The organism is Microcoleus sp. A6-C6 (genome assembly GCF_036705955.1).
In the GTDB taxonomy this organism is placed as follows: Bacteria; Cyanobacteriota; Cyanobacteriia; order Cyanobacteriales; family Microcoleaceae; genus Microcoleus.
Genome location: NZ_JAUBVR010000004.1, coordinates 106518 through 122696, shown reverse-complemented (window position 1 = coordinate 122696; position 16179 = coordinate 106518). Strand labels below are relative to the sequence as shown.

Sequence of the window (16179 nt, the reverse complement as noted above, 5' to 3'; positions counted from 1 at the left end):
ACGGTCAAGGTTCCTACATTTATGCAGATGGAACTAAGCTAGAAGGTAATTGGCAACAGGGTCAACTTCAAAAATAATTGTTTTTCCTGTTTCGCGCTACTCTTTTTTTAAAGATAGGCGATTGATGGGATTTATACCAATTTCATAAAGTAGCGCTAGATATTACCCCCCCAACTCCACCCTTAGTAAGCAGGGTGGATTAATTGTCGAGAAGCCAAATCAAGGCTATGAAGGCTATTGGCGGACATTATGCGAAGGATTTAACAGGTTTATCTTGACTAGATAAATCAAAAAGTAACTCACTCAAATCTTCTATTTGATTAGCCATTAATCTTAAAGCTTCCGGAAAAGTATGAGTACCTTTCATTCGAGCCAATGACACTAAAAATTGTCTAACCATTGCCCAATTGGCAGGTGCGTTGCCACCGCAACGAATATCGTTATCCTCGTTTAACGTCACATCTTTCACCCAATGCAGTCGATTCTCAATCAACCAGTGACCACGAATAGCCTCGGCAAATTGACTCGCTGACCAATCCAGACTACTTAAATAATAGTGTATTTCATCGAAATTAACCAGATGACGACGACTTTTTTTTCCCTCCCATCTGGTTCCATATCTCCTGACCACAATTATATGTTTTGGACCAGCCCAAAGGGGTAATAATTCAGGTGGAATTGGATAAATCTTGGTGTGGCGAGTTGTGGTTCGCCCATGTACCGATTCAGAGACTTCATGTTCGTCAGTCGCCACGGCAGAACTCACTAATTTTTTAGCCGCTTTAAACAGATTTAATTGATTCTTTTTGAGCGTAACTATATAGTCATTGCCACAATTAATAATTAAGGCTAGCGTTTTTTTTTGACAATGTAGTGCATCGAGGGTAATTACTACTTTATTGCCGGAGAGTTCTTGAACTAGCTCCTGTACGACTTCGACTTCACTTTTCTGTTTATTTTCCATAACTTGATGTCTCACCACCCATCCATGATGATGACTATAAACCGAAACCATAGTGACAAAGTTTTGGTAAGAGCTGTTGCCACCTGTTAAGGTACTTTTAATACCTTTTCCGTCCATTGCCATCAATTCTCCTTCGTCTATTGACAAAGCCTCTTGAGACCATACATTAAAAAGAACGGCTAATATCTCAAAATCTAATGATTGAATTATATTTCTAAATGTTGAGTCTGATGGGAATCGAACATTGGTTGGTAGGCTGAATAATTTTATGAGGGTCTTTCGATGATTTTTGGTAAATTCTACCAAGGGCTTATACCCCCAATATCCGGTGCAACTACCCAACAAAATTATTGTTAGTATCAGCCAAAGTTCATGTCTAATCCCTCTCGGATGTCGATGATCTGGAACAGCCTTAATTGCTTCAATTAAATTCATTTCTGATGCACTCCATAATTATAATCTACCCATCCAGGGCAGACTTGATTGCCTCTTCTATCATACATTCCCCCCTGACAATTAATCCACCCTGCCAGCCCCCCCTTGCTAAGGGGGGGGCAAGATTGTAGATGGGATTAAATCGCTGAGAGTATTAGGTGTTTTACCCCCCCCCAGCCCCCCCTTGCTAAGGGGGGGAGCAAGATTACAGGAGATTAACAATTACCTCAAAAGTCAACCTCACCATCACTTTTAAAGCAAAACTTAGATGCTCCCAGACAAGGCCCGACTGTGCAAATTACTCGAAATCTTATCAAATCAAGAATTACCATAAATTCGATGTTGCAAATCTAGCTCAACTGTGAGATAATTTATTAAAATTATCAATCGTTAATAAATTCAAAGCTAATCGCTCTGTGAGATTTTAGAAATATGGGCATTACTACGAAGTCCAAAGTTTTGACTGGAATGCTGACAGGCTTAGTTGTCTCGATCAGTACAAGTGCGATATTTTCTCAACCCAGCCATGCGGGAAACAATAGCTTTTTCTGCGGTGTTCTCAACAGACAGCCTGTTACCTTGGCCCGTACTCCGAGGGGCAATGTGCCGATGGTTCGCTGGGTTTCTAATAACTATTTTCCGCCGCCGTGGACTGCACAAAGACGCTGCCAAGAAGTATCTAAAAGATTTCAGCGAAACTACGATAACGGTACTCTCAAATATATAAACACTGGGAGGATGAACGGAGAATCAGTGGTTTGTGCTGCTATTAATAAAGATGATGCTTGTACGAATAGGACTTTGTTATTCACTCTCAAGCGGGGAAGCGATGCTGATGCTACGTTGAAAAGATTAATGGATCGTCGCGGGTTGGCGAATGGATATATTTTATCTGAAACTGGGTCTGGTTCTATTGATGTGGATAGATATTTAGATGAGGCACCTGTTGAGGATAATGTTTCTCCTATTTCTCCTTAATTCATGGGTGGTGAGAAACCGGGTTTCCCCCCAAAACTTTCGTTTAAGTCCAATAGGGTTCACTTAAGTTTGTATCACCCGGAGATCCCCCTAAATCCCCCTTAAGAAGGGGGACTTTAAGAGCTTTCTTGTCCCCCCCTTCTTAAGGGGGGCTAGGGGGGATCAGGCTTAAGTGAACAGTATTCTTGGGCCTTGATGCCTAATTCTTGATTTATTTACAGCAAAAAAAACACTCTATTTCAAACTAAATTTATGAAATTCCATCACGGACTACCAGCAGCATTAATTGGTGTAACTGCAACCATTGTCATCGCCCAACTGCCTGCAGTTTACGCCATGTCGGCGGATCAAGTCGGTCAAATTGCCAAATCAATTACTGTACTAATTGATAGTAAAGAACCGGGTTCGGGAGTAATTATCAAGCGAGAGGGCAACACTTACACGGTTCTCAGTGCGCGTCACGTTTTCAAAGATCCTCAAGCTAAATATGAGATTGTCACGCCGGATGGTAGTCGCTATGCCCTCAATTATAGCAGTGTGAAAAAACTGCCAAGTGCTGACTTGGCAGTTGTAGAGTTTACTAGCAGTAAAAGTTATACAGTTGCTAAAATTGGTAATTCGGATTTAGCGACGGAAGGGAAAGCGGCTTATGTGGCAGGGTTTCCGAAGACTTCAGCGGCGATTAATACGTCGATTTATAATTTCACGGATGGGCGGATTACTGCTAATGCTTCTCGACCTTTAGAAGATGGTTATGCGTTGGTTTATAGTAACAATACGCTGCCGGGAATGAGCGGCGGGCCGGTGTTGAATGAGAATGGCGAGGTGGTGGGAATTCACGGGAGGGCGGATACGAGGGCGGCGGAATCTAGCAATATTAATCAGAATATTCTAATTGCTAAGACGGGTTTTAATCTGGGGATTCCGATTAATACGAGTTTGAGATTGTTGGCTTCGGCGAGGGTGGATGTGGGGGTGAAGGTTCCGAGTGCTCCTGTGGCGACTGGGCCGAAAGCTGATGATTTCTTTATTCAGGGTGGGGAAAAAGATCAGAAAGGAGACAAGCAGGGTGCTATCGCTGCTTACGATCGAGCAATTCAGCTTAATCCTAATTATGCTGATGCTTACAACGATCGGGGTGTTGCCCGCTCACGCTTAGGAGACAAGCAGGGTGCGCTCGCCGATTTCAACCAAGCCGTGAAAATTAACCCCAACGATGCTGATGTCTACAGCAACCGGGGTGCTGCCCGATCAGACTTAGGAGACAAACATGGTGCGATACAAGATTTCAACCAAGCCCTGAAAATTGACCCCAATTATGCTGATGCCTACAGCAACCGGGGTAATGCCCGCTCACAGTTAGGAGACAACCAGGGTGCGATACAAGATTACAACCAAGCCCTGAAAATTGACCCCAACTTAGCCACAGCCTACAACAATCGGGGTGTTGCCCGATCAGACTTAGGAGACAAGCAGGGTGCGATCGCCGATTGCAACGAAGCTTTGCGAATTAATCCTAACTTTGCCGAAGCCTACAACAACCGCGGACGTCCCCGCAATGATTTAGGAGATTATCAGGGTGCGATTGCCGATTACAACGAAGCTTTGCGAATTAATCCTAACCTTGCCTATGCCTACGGCAACCGGGGTATTGCCCGCGATAATTTAGGAGAGAAGCAAGGAGCAATTCAAGACTATCAAAAAGCAGCAGACTTATTTCAGCGACAAGGAGATAGAGATAACTATCAAAAAGTCCTTAACCTACTTAGGAGACTTCGATAAACTATAACAACTACCCAAACAGCCAGCGACTAATCACGAATAGCTCATTAATACCTGGTAAATCCTCTGCCCTTCCCTCTAATGGGAGTCTGTTCGAGCAACATACCTTTAGAGGCCGCGCTGGTCAATCAGTAACTATTACCGTAGAAAGTAGTGATTTTGATACCTATGTGGCCATCTTTGACCCTCAAGGAAAACTGCTGGCCGAAAATGACGACATCAGCAAATCAAACTCCAATTCTGCCGTTACCCTCACCTTACCCGCCAGCGGCACCCACCTATCGCGTACTTGTCAACGCTTATAAAAAAGGAGGGCGCGGTAGGTACAATTTGACTGTGCGCTAGTCATTCTTATGTAGCGCAGATTTCAGGTTGAGCGAGGGCACCCAGGCACATAGGTGTCAACTTAAGCCTGGAACCGTTGACAAATCTCGCTTTCATCCGAGGCCAGATCCCCCTAAATCCCCCTTAAGAAGGGGGACTTTGAGAATATTCATTATCTAATTTCAGGGGAGGAATTTGATCGGCAGTTAAAGTAATTACTTTGCCATCCTGCCAAATGCTAATTGATTGCCCTAATTTGCGGTGTTTTTCTATGGCTTTAGCAATAGCAATTTTAATCCCAGCATCAATTTTTTGCTGGAGTTCTGTTAGAGTAACTTGCGGTTTACGATCCAAGGGTGATTTGGTTCCAGACTGGGGGTTCATAAATAATGACCTGATTACCTTCAATCTGAAATATTGATTCTCAACCAATCCACAAAATCGGCAAATACAATCTCTTCCGTTAACACTAACTCCTTTTTATTTTCTAAATGCAAGTGAGGAACATTTTCACCTGCATATTCTGCCCCAATCTTACCATACTTGAGCCGAATAGCACGGGGGTCAGGGCTATTGTCAAAACCAGCTTCTACACGATCGCCCTCTAAGACATAATACCGATATTTCCGCACTTCATCGCTGAACAACTCTGTAATCAACACCCGATAAATCCCATATTTAGCCTCAAGCCGCAAAATAGCCCTTAATGGTGTCACATCATTAACGTACTTTACCCCTTCAAAAGTAGCTTGAGCAAGGGCAATTACATCAGCAAAATATTCTGTAACTTGCGCGTCCAATCTCCTATCCCCTTATAGCAAAATTCCCAATCTGCCAAATCAATTTCCCACAAATTATTAATCTTAGATTCAAGATTTATGATAAAAACTTCATCTTCAGAGACTCGCTGGTTAAAAGTGAGATAATCCATGCCATATTTAGCTTGATACTGAGCATTTCTTTGCCGAAGTTCAGCAACTTTCCCTGTAATCTGCTCGATGGTATAGCGTTGAATTGCCAAATCCATAGCCGTCTGCAAATCACCCAAAGCACTCAACACTTCAACATATTCGTCTTTGATTGATACTGTCACCATAATCTGACAACTGCCTCAATAAATTTATTTCGTGTCTTGAACTTCCAGCGACTTAATCACCTTGTCCACAATCGGCAAAAACTTCTCATACTTCCCCGCTTCCGCCACATAAGTAATTGAATAAGCCTTGTAATTTTTCAGCGTCCAAACCTCCATCTTTTTCAACTCCAAATTCCCATCCTTAGCCGTATAAACAACTTTGTACCCATTTTTCCCTGCCAGAGTAGATGCACCTTCTTTAGTAATCTTAGTATTTTTATCTAGCTTCGGAATCTCTTGCTTAGATAATTTCGTAAACTCATCCAGGGTCAAATCTTTTGTAGGTTCAGCCGAGACAATCACAAGTTCTTGAAACCCATCGGTATCACTTTCTTTAGGTGAAATAAACTGAACAATTTCTTTGCTAATTGCGTTAGACTCTTCTTGTTTGTTCCAAGTATCGGGATATTTCATCTTAATCCCATTCTCTGTATTTTCATAACTCGCAAAATTATCCCCAGCATCCAATCCCATCATTTTTATAATTTCTGGTGTAAAAAAGGCGGCTACACTAAATACGACAGCCAAACCAATCCCCACTATACCGATTTTATGATCTCGCGTCCAGGTATTCATTAATGTGAATAAATTAGGAGATGATACTACAGTAGAAGCTACCGGAGTAGCAACTTGTCCAGTTCTCAAATTGTTGAGAACTGGCAAGACTTCTGCTGCTGACTGGTAGCGATCGCGAAAATGATAGCGCACCATTTTGTTTAAAACGCTAGCCAAAGTATCGCTAACTTGTACCTGATTGCGCCAAACAACTTCACCATTAGCATCTTTTGGGAACTGGTGAGGAGATATGCCAGTAAGACATTCAATGCCAATCATTCCAACAGCATAAATATCACTACAAAAATTAGGTTGTCCGTCCTTTTGTTCCGCAGGCATATAGCCATCTGTGCCAATCATAACAGTTGGCGGTGCGTGTCCCCCGGAGTTAACTATTTGAGAGGTAATTTGTTTAACAGCCCCAAAGTCAATTAAGAATATTTTTCCGTCAGAATTGCGCCTCATTAAATTAGGAGGTTTAATATCGCGGTGGATGACTTTGTGCTGCTGAACAAATACTAATATTTCGATAACATTCTGCAAAATAGCAATAACTTCAGACTCGCTAAAGCGTTTTCCAGGGATAAGTTCTTTACTTAAATCTCTCCCCTCAATCAATTCCTGAACTAAATAAAATTCCTGATTTTCCTCAAAGCTATCCAAGAGTTCAGGAATTAGAGGATGAGTCCCTAACAGGTGGAGGGTTTCTGTTTCTGTTTGAAATAAACGTCTAGCTATCTGTAGAGTCTGCGGATCGTTATGCTGTGGCTTAAGTTGCTTGACGACACACCGAGGATTTCCCGATCGCTTTTTATCTTCAGCCAGGTATGTCTGACCAAAGCCACCGCCTCCCAAGTGTTTTATGATGTGGTAACGTCCTGCGAGTGTTTGTCCCAGCATGAGATTTATGTTAGTAGCAGTAGTTTGCGGACTGAGCTTTTTAGTATCATAGTGCATATCATGGGCGATCTATCTCCTGTGCATCTCACTTTTGCCGATCGGACTTACGCACAGATGGTCAGAAACCGGGTTTTTTTAGCTTGATGCGTAAGCTGTTAGTTAAAATCGAGTGTAATCTTGAACCCCATCGCTCTTCACAAATTCTCGATCGATCGCCAAAACAGTCGATCGCACTCTTAGGTTTTGCCATTCTCCCATCCAGCTACACTCAAAACGGGCGATCACTCTTCGTTGATCAGCCTCCCGCAGGCGCGGGCTTCCCTAACGCACCTACCTTCAAAAAAGGCGATCGCACCCGCGATCGCACAACCGCCCTAACAAGCTGAGCTAGCTCTCATTTACTTAGCATATTGTAATTATCAAGAAAACCTATAATTTTTTCTTGATGGCTTTCCGCTGCTCCCTCCGGGTTTTACAGCAATAATTAAATACGTATAAGCTAATCTGCACGAATCTCAAAGTTTTGTTACAATGGTCAAGCTGTTACAAATCGTAACTTATGCTGATTTCTATTTTAATAATTGACGTAGCCCTAGTTGCCTGGTCTTTGCATCTAATGCAAGAGGCGATCGCGCAACGGGAATTTTCACTAATGCTAGCCGGCACCCTAGTTGCTGCCTCAGCAGCGGCCCTGGTAGTCGTCTACTTCCTCATGGGGTCTTGTTTGAGCCATTTAACCGAAATATCCCAGCACACTTACTAAATCAAAGTAGCGATCGACAATTGTCAAAAAGCGAGGAATGCAAAAAAAAAGCCAAAAGCCTTGCGAGTCCAAGGCTCGAAACTATTTTCTTAAAAAGGCTTGACAAACATCGGTCAGTTAAGGCATGATTGAGAGCGCGAAAAGAAAGGGGAATTAGCTCAGTTGGTAGAGCACTACAATGGCATTGTAGGGGTCAGCGGTTCGAGCCCGCTATTCTCCATAAATCAAGATTAGATAAGACGTACGGTTGAAACCGCGTCTACAAAAACCAAGTCCGCCTCCGCGGTGTAAAGAGAATAACGCAATTTTCACCGCCCATTCTTCAACCCCTCTCAGCTCGGGTTTCGTTTGTATAGACGCGGTTTCAACCGCCCGGTCTTCTTTGGGCATTACCTGAAATTCGATCGCACACCACAAAAACCAATTTTCCCCTAAAATCAAAACAAGTCTACCCGCAAAAAAAAACAAAGCGCTACCTGTGGCAAAGTCAACTGAACCCAACAATCCAGAGAATCCGAGTCAGCTTGCGCGATCGCCTCTGTACGAACTATCATTAGAGCTCAAAGGTCGGATGGTGCCCTTTTCCGGGTGGGAGATGGCAGTACAGTACGCAGGCATCAGCAGCGAACACCAAGCAGTACGTCAGCAAGCAGGAATGTTCGATATTTCCCACATGGGAAAATTCTGCTTGAGAGGGAAACAACTAATCGAAAAATTTCAACCCTTAGTACCCTCAGACTTAAGCCGCTTGCAACCAGGACAAGCTCAATATACAGTCTTACTAAATGACAAAGGCTGCATCTTAGACGACATTATTTTCTACTGCCAAGAACCCGATGCCACCAGTGGTGAAGAACGTGCAGTAATCATTGTCAACGCCGCCACTCGCATTACAGACAAAGCCTGGATTCTCGCCCACTTAGACTTGAACGAACTTATTTTCACAGACATCTCCGAAGACCAAGTTTTGATCGCAATTCAAGGGCCAGAAGCTGTTAAATATCTCCAGCCTTTCGTGGAAGACAATCTCGCACCAATCAAAGCTTTCGGACACTTAGAAACCAAGCTATTGGGACAGCCGAGTTTTATCGCCAGAACAGGTTACACCGGCGAAGATGGATTTGAAATCATGGTGGATATTGAAACTGGGAAAAAAGTCTGGCAAAAATTGCTAGATGCTGGTGTTGTTCCCTGCGGTTTGGGTGCGAGAGATACCTTGCGTTTAGAAGCAGCAATGGCACTTTATGGTCAAGATATTGACGACAATACCACGCCTTTAGAGGCGGGATTGGGTTGGGTAGTTCACCTCGATAGCAAAGGTGACTTTATTGGGCGCGAGGTTTTGGAACAGCAGAAAGCTACGGGAGTATCAAAACGGTTGGTAGGGTTAGAAATGCAGGGGCGGCACATTGCGCGCCACGGCTATCCGGTAATCTTTGAATGCGAAATTGTAGGAGAAGTTACTAGCGGTACATTATCGCCTACTTTGAATCGGGCGGTAGGCCTCGCGGTTGTTCCGGCAAAATTAGCTAAAATCGGTCAGCAGTTAGAAGTCGAGATTCGCGGGAAAAGTTACCCGGCTACAGTGGTGAAAAAGCCATTTTATCGATCGCAAAATCGACCAAATTAAATCAGGTTCGAGCATTCGGAATTCAGTCCTTTTCCCGGATCTAAAGTTCTCACTACAAACTTCGGCGTTGCTGATTTACGGTATGAAAGGCTAAATATGCAATTCATAAAAACCAGCGTCTACAAAGTTTCTGGATTTTAAAAATCTTTATTTCATACCCTGATTAAGCAACGCCAATTGGTTTAAAGCCGGAACCCTTCTAGGGAGAAATTAAAATCAGACTATTCTTTACTCCAATCCTCTTCCTTCCAGGTAGAGGTCGCTATCAACTGTCAACTGTCAACTGTCAACTGTCAACTGAATGAAATAGCATTTCAAAAAATTAGAATTTTTGCGATAAGATAGCAGATTCCAGGTCGATCGACTACACGGCAGAAGCCGGGAATCAGGGCGGGCAGAGGACACGCCCTTACAGCAACCGGGTTTTCGCGTAGCTAGATACCTGAAAAGTGCTGTAAGTTTGTAGTCAGAACTTGACCGCTGAAAGCTGAGGTAAGGAACGATTGAAGCCAAAAGAAAAATTCTCCCATTCCTCGTCTCTTCTTCCTGCGAGTGCCGATCGGCTAACAAAGGTCTAAAATCAGTACAGTCCTCTGCTGCCTTGCTTTCGGCAAGATTTAAGCATACTTACCCTGAAACCTCATAATAACCCTTGTGCCAGAATTTGCCCAGAACCGCCCAGCGCTGGATCTGAAGACTATATTTCCATTCGAGCTAGATAACTTTCAGAGAGAGGCGATCGCCGCCCTCGATGCAGGTAAATCCGTTGTGGTGTGTGCTCCCACAGGCTCCGGGAAAACTTTGATCGGCGAATACGCCATCCATCAAGCACTATCCAGGGGGCGGCGCGTCTTCTACACCACTCCCCTGAAAGCCCTCTCTAACCAAAAGCTGCGCGACTTCCGCCATCAATTTGGAGACGAGATGGTAGGTTTGCTGACGGGTGACATCTCCTTCAATCGAGATGCGCCGATTTTGGTGATGACTACCGAAATATTTCGGAATATGCTCTACGGTACACCGATCGGCGCTGTTGGTGCTTCGCTCACCGGAGTCGAAACCGTGGTGCTCGATGAGTGTCACTACATGAACGATCGCCAGCGTGGTACCGTCTGGGAAGAATCGATCATCTACTGTTCCAGCGAAATTCAACTGCTCGCCCTCTCAGCAACCGTTGCCAATAGCGGCCAACTCACAGACTGGATTAACAAAGTTCACGGGCCCACAGAGCTTGTCTACTCAGACTTTCGGCCAGTACCGCTGCAATTCCACTTCGCCAATCAAAAAGGCATATTCCCGCTGCTAGACGAAACCGGCAAAAGAGCTAATCCGCGGTTAGTCCCCAAAAAGAAGCAGCAAAAAGCAGAAAGAGGTAGCATTCCTACTCCCAGTTTGACCGATGTTTTGTCCCGGTTGGACGATCGAGATATGCTACCAGCAATCTACTTCATCTTCAGCCGTCGCGGATGCGACCAAGCAGTAGCAGAAGTAGGCAATTTCTCCCTGGTTAACGAAGCCGAAACAGCCGAACTCAAACGGATCATTGACGATTTTTTACAGCGAAACCCAGAAGCAGAACGCTTCGGTCAAAAAGAAGCACTTTTAAAAGGCATCGCAGCCCACCACGCAGGCATTTTACCCGCTTGGAAAGGTTTAGTAGAAGAACTCTTTGGCAGAGGTTTGATTAAGGTTGTATTTGCCACCGAAACCCTCGCAGCCGGGATCAATATGCCCGCCCGCACCACAGTCATTTCCACCCTGTCCAAGCGCACCGACAAGGGACACCGACTGCTAAACGCTTCAGAATTCCTGCAAATGGCCGGTCGGGCTGGTCGGCGGGGCATGGACGAGCTGGGACACGTGGTCGCAGTTCAGACACGCTTTGAAGGCGCAAAAGAAGCCTCCTATTTGGCAACAGCCAAAGCCGACCCCCTCGCCAGTCAGTTTACGCCCAGCTACGGCATGGTGCTGAATTTGCTGCAAACTCACACTATTGATGAAGCTCAAGAGTTGGTAGAACGGAGTTTTGGTCAATATCTGTCTACCTTGTATTTGCAGCCACAGCAATCGGAATTAGACCGGGTACAAGCTGAATTGGCTGTGCTGGAAGAGTCTCTGGCGGCCGGAGGTAATGTCTCCACCCTGGAAAAACAACTCGCCCATTACGAAAAATTGCAGGGAAGGCTCAAAGAAGACAAACGTTTGCTGAAAACTTTATTGCACCAAGCAGAAGAAGCTCGAATTAAGGAGATGTCCGTAGCTGTGGCTTTTGCAGTGCTAGGAACGGTTCTGAGTCTCAAAGGTAAGCACGTTCCCACAGCTAAACGATCGCACACAACTCCCGTGCCCGCCGTACTGGTTGCCAAAATCGCAGGTTCTGGGCAAGCACCAAACTTGGTATGCTTGGGCAAAGATAACCGCTGGTATATCGTCGCCATTAGCGATGTCGCCACCCTCCACGCCGAATTACCCCGTTTGAGCGTTGCAGATACCTTGATCCCGCCGCCGGAATTGACCCTGAGACTCGGCCAGTGCCGCTTGGGAAATGAAGACACTATCTCCATTGCTCAATCTATCCCAGAATTGCCGATACCGGAACCGAGCCCAGAGGCGATCGAGCAACAGCATAAAATCGCCGCCGTAGAAGATCAACTAGAAATTCACCCAGTTCTAGAATGGGGCAATCCCGGTACTTTGCTCAAGCGCCAGCGCCGCCGCGAAGAATTGAAAAAAGAAATCCGCAAAGCCGAACAAGACTTAGAAAAACAGCGAGCTCGCTACTGGGAGCAATTTCTCAATTTAATTGACATCTTGCTGAATTTCGGCTGCTTGGAAAGAGTAGTTTCGGCAAATGTCAACCGAGATGATGCCTCCGAGAGGTTGGTGCCCACAATCTTGGGCCAAGCCTGCGCTGCCATTCGCGGTGATAATGAACTGTGGCTGGGTTTGTCCCTAATGTCTGCCGAGTTTGACGAACTCGACCCCCACCACCTCGCTGCTGCTTGCGCGGCCTTAGTTACAGAAGTTTCTCGGCCTGACAGTTGGACTCATTACTCGCTGTCTGCGGAAGTTTTGGCACCTTTGGACAATCTGCAAAAAGGCCTGCGCCGCCGATTGTTTCAAGTACAGTACCGCCACGAAGCTGCAATCCCGATTTGGCTGGAACGGGATATAGTAACTTTGGTGGAACAGTGGGCTCTGGGCGTTGAATGGCTGGAACTGATTAGTCATACAAGTTTGGATGAAGGGGATGTGGTGCGGATTTTGCGCCGGACTTTGGATTTCTTGTCTCAGATTCCTCATGTTCCTCACGTCTCTGATTCTTTGCGGAGGAATGCTTGTCGGGCGATGCAGTTGATCGATCGATTCCCAGTGAATGAAGCTGCTACTCAATAACTTTTGAGTTGTGAGTTGGGGATGGGATTTGCAATCGTCGAACATATTGTATGCACAATGCGCACCAATTCAATTTGTAGGGTGCGCAATGTGCGCCGGTTGACTAAGTTATTGTAGGGTGCGTCGCCTGGGATAAATCCCTAACTAAAATCGACAATCTAACAGCGACGCACCTCTGCTTACAAAGCCAGTGTAAACAAACAAAACACTTCTTTTGTAGCAAAATTTTGTAAAAATGATATTAGTAAAAAAAATTACCAACTGAATCAACCGATGCGGTGTGCATCGCCCTACAATAACTATTCATTGCTTCAATCCTCGGACTTCCAGGTAGAGGCAAGCTGTCAACTGTCAACTGTCAACTGTCAACTGAATAAGCGGTGTGGTGGGTAATTGTCGTGTCAATGCAACAAATCAAAGAGCATGGTCAAATGCCTGAAGCCTGCTCTCAGTCTCAAAAAAATCGCTTTTTCACCTTCTGCAAAAGAGTCTTAATTGGAACTCTAGCGAGTACATTACTCAATCTCTCCATCCTATTTCCCTCTCCCAGTTTCGCGGAAGTAGTTCTCGGCGTTGTTCGCAGTTCCGAGAATTCCCCCGATTGGGTAAAGATTACCACGCGCCTCTGGGAAAGCGGCATTGCTTACAAACCAATCAATCTCGAAGACATCAAAAATTTGGCAGATTTAGCAGGCTTTAACGTGCTGTTTTTGGCCAATATTGAAACTTTGACTCCAGCGCAAATAAAAGTTTTAGAAGCTTGGACAAAACAGGGCGGCCGCTTGATTGCTTCGGGGCCAGTCGGCCGCAGTTCCCCGGCTTTGGTGCGTCAATCTTTACGATCGCTCCTTGGGGCCTATTGGGCTTTTCCCTTGACTCAGCGGGGGGCGGTGCAACCCCGCACCCGCTGTCGCGATCTGGCTTGCACCGCTTCTAGCAATTGGGTGCCACCGGAACAACAAAATGCCTCAGTCCAAGGCGGTGTCTTGATTCCTGCCGACGCGAACAGTCAAACTGTCGCTACTTGGAAAGATAGTTCCGGTTCCTCCGCTGCGATCGCCACCGATCGCGCTACCTATCTCGGCTGGCGCTGGGGTAGCGACGGTTCCCCAAATATAGACTCGGCTTGGCTGCGGGCCTCGATCGCCCGCTGGGGCGGAACTGTCGGCTCCCCTGCTGCGCCTATAGCAGCCACACCCCCGCTACCAAATCCCCCCGACCGACTTACGAGAAATACGCCTAGTTCGCCACGAAATACCCCGCTGAGCCGACTTTCTCCTTCTCCCCCCCTTCCCGATCCAGTACCTGCAACTTTTACAGACCCTTCGGATCAGTCGGCGCCGGCGGGTTTGGATGTGCAGGCAAATTCCAATCAGCCGATCGTCAGCATTGAAGCGTACTTGATGCGCCAAGAACTCACCAACCTCCTCGGCCGGTTTGAAAGCGCCCTGACAGCAGCTAATTCAGCCAATACCCCCATCAATCTCAATGCTGCTACCCCCCCTCAACTGGTGGCGTCAACCAACAGTGTAGGGCCGTCTGCGAGTCGCCCGCTGCCTTTGCAAGGCACAAGGACGCGGGCGATCGCCCAAGCCCGGCAGGTTTTGCAAAATTTTGACCAACTCCTGCAAGAGCAAAAATACGCTGAGGCTAGGCAGCAGTGGGTGCAAGCGCGCCAGTTGCTGTGGCAAAATTATCCCCAGGAAGGGCAGCGCCTTGGGGCGGAAATTCGCGCGGTTTGGCTCGATCGCGGTACGATCGTCGCAGCGCGATCGGAACAGGGTTTGGCCGCTGTGTTCGATCGGCTTGCCGCCGCCGGGATCAATACCGTTTTCTTTGAAACTTTAAATGCCGGATATCCGATTTATCCCAGTCAAGTTGCACCCCAACAAAACCCCCTGACAGTTGGCTGGGATCCGCTGGAATCTGCGGTTAAATTAGCCCATGAGCGAGGCATAGAATTGCACGCTTGGGTGTGGATTTTTGCCACCGGAAATAAGCGCCACAATGCTTTAATTGGTCAACCTAATTCTTATCCTGGGCCAGTGCTTTCCGCTCATCCAACTTGGGCAAATATTGACAATAAAGGACGCATCCAAAATCCTAATGACGGTAAATTTTATATCGATCCGGCAAACCCGGAAGCGCGCAGTTATTTACTCCAAATTATCAGCGAAATTTCTACCCGCTACAAAGTAGATGGAGTCCAATTAGACTATATTCGCTATCCTTTTCAAAATGACAATGCGGGTTTTACCTACGGTTACGGTGTTGCCGCGAGACAGCAATTTAAGCAGTTGACTGGTGTAGATCCGGTGAATATTTCTCCCAAAGACGGCAGTTTGTGGCGGCAGTGGGTTGAATTTAAAACTAATCAAATTAATACTTTTGTCGCTGAAGTTTATCGGCTTTTGGGGTCGAATTCTCCCCGCACAATTCTGTCGGTGGCGGTGTTTCCGCACCCAGAAAGTCAGCGGATTTACAAAATTCAACAAAATTGGGAAGTTTGGGCCCGTCAAGGCATTGTAGACTTGATTGTGCCGATGACTTATGCTTTGGATACGAACCGACTTCAGCGCATAACTGAACCGCTAGCAAAGGAACAAATGCTCGGTTCGGCTTTGATTTCTCCGTCGGTTAAGTTGTTGACACTCCCGGAAGTTGTGGCGATCGACCAAATTCAAGCTTTGCGCGATTTGCCGACTGGGGGCTATGCTATTTTTGCGGTGGAAAGTATCAACAGCGGGATGCAGGGCTTTTTTAACCGCACTCAAGGGCGCCCCGTGCGTTCCGCTTCTGCTTCCGAACCAATTCCTTACCGCCAGCCCTTTGCAGCAGCGGCTTCGCGGTATACTACTCTCAAGCAGGAATGGAGTTTTTTGTTGGCTAACAATCAGTTGCGGGTGTCGGAATCTGAACTGAAAGTGCTCAAAAGTCGATCGGACGAATTGGCGCAAGCTTTCAGCAAATTGGCAGCCAATCCTTCTACCGAAAGTTTAGCAACTGCTAAAAGATTGTTGGCGAGTTTTCAATCTCAATTTCAATCTTCCATGCGCTTGCATTCTGCCGACAATAGCTATCAGGTGCAAACTTGGCAAAATCGTTTGGAGAGTTTGGATATGCTATTGCGTTACGGCGAAAGGGTGGAGTTAAATCGCAGGTAAAATCAGCTTTTTGTGCGATCGGGCGGTTCCTTCTAGTCTTTCAACAAACACGTGCTACACATACATGGTTGGCAGCGCTGCTGCCAACCCTAGGCGCTGCGCCAAAAACCAAACAGCAAAAGAGAAAACAGCATCGCGCAGCAGTGACCAACA

At 46.1% G+C, this 16179-nt stretch carries 13 protein-coding genes and 1 tRNA gene; 9 read left to right on the top strand and 5 right to left on the bottom strand.

Translation table 11 applies throughout. The features are described from left to right. Positions 1-247: 247 nt before the first annotated feature. Positions 248-1399: an ISAs1 family transposase gene (locus QUB52_RS03720; RefSeq protein WP_332976117.1), complete on the bottom strand. Its 1152-nt coding sequence runs from the start codon at positions 1397-1399 to the stop codon at positions 248-250. 432 nt (positions 1400-1831) lie between these two features. Here QUB52_RS03720 and QUB52_RS03715 point away from each other — a divergent pair, with 432 nt between their 5' ends. From QUB52_RS03715 to QUB52_RS03705, 3 genes are all read left to right on the top strand, one after another. After that, on the top strand, positions 1832-2377 hold the full coding sequence (locus tag QUB52_RS03715; protein WP_332973781.1) for a COP23 domain-containing protein: 546 nt from the start codon (positions 1832-1834) through the stop codon (positions 2375-2377). A 252-nt stretch (positions 2378-2629) separates the two neighbouring features. Further along, a complete protein-coding gene (locus QUB52_RS03710; RefSeq protein WP_332973779.1) occupies positions 2630-4159 on the top strand; it encodes a tetratricopeptide repeat-containing serine protease family protein in 1530 nt (509 codons plus the stop codon). Continuing rightward, the gene (locus QUB52_RS03705; RefSeq protein WP_332973782.1) at positions 4156-4464 is read left to right on the top strand and encodes a PPC domain-containing protein; all 309 of its coding nucleotides are present in this window, start codon (positions 4156-4158) and stop codon (positions 4462-4464) included. Before QUB52_RS03710 ends, QUB52_RS03705 begins: the two co-directional genes overlap by 4 nt. 163 nt (positions 4465-4627) lie before the next feature. Here QUB52_RS03705 and QUB52_RS03700 read toward each other — a convergent pair whose 3' ends face one another. Genes QUB52_RS03700 through QUB52_RS03685 form a run of 4 tightly spaced genes read right to left on the bottom strand, consistent with a single transcriptional unit; the run spans position 4628 to position 7130 of the window. Beyond that, a complete protein-coding gene (locus QUB52_RS03700) occupies positions 4628-4867 on the bottom strand; it encodes a hypothetical protein (protein ID WP_332973778.1) in 240 nt (79 codons plus the stop codon). Between the two features lie 20 nt (positions 4868-4887). Continuing rightward, positions 4888-5283, bottom strand: coding sequence for a hypothetical protein (locus tag QUB52_RS03695; protein ID WP_332973777.1), 396 nt, complete (start codon positions 5281-5283; stop codon positions 4888-4890). Continuing rightward, a complete protein-coding gene (locus QUB52_RS03690; protein WP_332973775.1) occupies positions 5247-5579 on the bottom strand; it encodes a hypothetical protein in 333 nt (110 codons plus the stop codon). Before QUB52_RS03690 ends, QUB52_RS03695 begins: the two co-directional genes overlap by 37 nt. Before the next feature lie 24 nt (positions 5580-5603). Further along, positions 5604-7130: a protein kinase domain-containing protein gene (locus tag QUB52_RS03685; RefSeq protein WP_332973774.1), complete on the bottom strand. Its 1527-nt coding sequence runs from the start codon at positions 7128-7130 to the stop codon at positions 5604-5606. Between the two features lie 86 nt (positions 7131-7216). Here QUB52_RS03685 and QUB52_RS03680 point away from each other — a divergent pair, with 86 nt between their 5' ends. The 6 genes from QUB52_RS03680 (at position 7217) to QUB52_RS03655 (ending at position 16026) form a co-directional block, all read left to right on the top strand. Beyond that, a complete protein-coding gene (locus QUB52_RS03680) occupies positions 7217-7459 on the top strand; it encodes a hypothetical protein (RefSeq protein WP_332973773.1) in 243 nt (80 codons plus the stop codon). 173 nt (positions 7460-7632) lie between these two features. Beyond that, positions 7633-7836, top strand: a complete 204-nt coding sequence (locus tag QUB52_RS03675; RefSeq protein WP_265236206.1) for a hypothetical protein — start codon at positions 7633-7635, stop codon at positions 7834-7836. Positions 7837-7983: 147 nt separating this feature from the next. Then, positions 7984-8056, top strand: a tRNA-Ala gene (locus QUB52_RS03670). A 258-nt stretch (positions 8057-8314) separates the two neighbouring features. After that, positions 8315-9466, top strand: coding sequence for a glycine cleavage system aminomethyltransferase GcvT (gene gcvT / locus QUB52_RS03665; protein ID WP_332973772.1), 1152 nt, complete (start codon positions 8315-8317; stop codon positions 9464-9466). Positions 9467-10120: 654 nt separating this feature from the next. Next, a complete protein-coding gene (locus tag QUB52_RS03660) occupies positions 10121-12862 on the top strand; it encodes a DEAD/DEAH box helicase (RefSeq protein ID WP_332973771.1) in 2742 nt (913 codons plus the stop codon). Positions 12863-13293: 431 nt separating this feature from the next. After that, the gene (locus QUB52_RS03655) at positions 13294-16026 is read left to right on the top strand and encodes a family 10 glycosylhydrolase (RefSeq protein ID WP_442923195.1); all 2733 of its coding nucleotides are present in this window, start codon (positions 13294-13296) and stop codon (positions 16024-16026) included. Positions 16027-16179: the final 153 nt, after the last annotated feature.

Bases quoted from the DNA above. Each gene is read 5' to 3' on its own strand.
- QUB52_RS03720 (WP_332976117.1), bottom strand. From the start codon at position 1,399: ATGAATTTAATTGAAGCAATTAAGGCTGTTCCAGATCATCGACATCCG.
- QUB52_RS03715 (WP_332973781.1), top strand. From the start codon at position 1,832: ATGGGCATTACTACGAAGTCCAAAGTTTTGACTGGAATGCTGACAGGC.
- QUB52_RS03710 (WP_332973779.1), top strand. From the start codon at position 2,630: ATGAAATTCCATCACGGACTACCAGCAGCATTAATTGGTGTAACTGCA.
- QUB52_RS03700 (WP_332973778.1), bottom strand. From the start codon at position 4,867: ATGAACCCCCAGTCTGGAACCAAATCACCCTTGGATCGTAAACCGCAA.
- QUB52_RS03690 (WP_332973775.1), bottom strand. From the start codon at position 5,579: ATGGTGACAGTATCAATCAAAGACGAATATGTTGAAGTGTTGAGTGCT.
- QUB52_RS03685 (WP_332973774.1), bottom strand. From the start codon at position 7,130: ATGCACTATGATACTAAAAAGCTCAGTCCGCAAACTACTGCTACTAAC.
- QUB52_RS03680 (WP_332973773.1), top strand. From the start codon at position 7,217: ATGCGTAAGCTGTTAGTTAAAATCGAGTGTAATCTTGAACCCCATCGC.
- QUB52_RS03675 (WP_265236206.1), top strand. From the start codon at position 7,633: ATGCTGATTTCTATTTTAATAATTGACGTAGCCCTAGTTGCCTGGTCT.
- QUB52_RS03655 (WP_442923195.1), top strand. From the start codon at position 13,294: ATGCCTGAAGCCTGCTCTCAGTCTCAAAAAAATCGCTTTTTCACCTTC.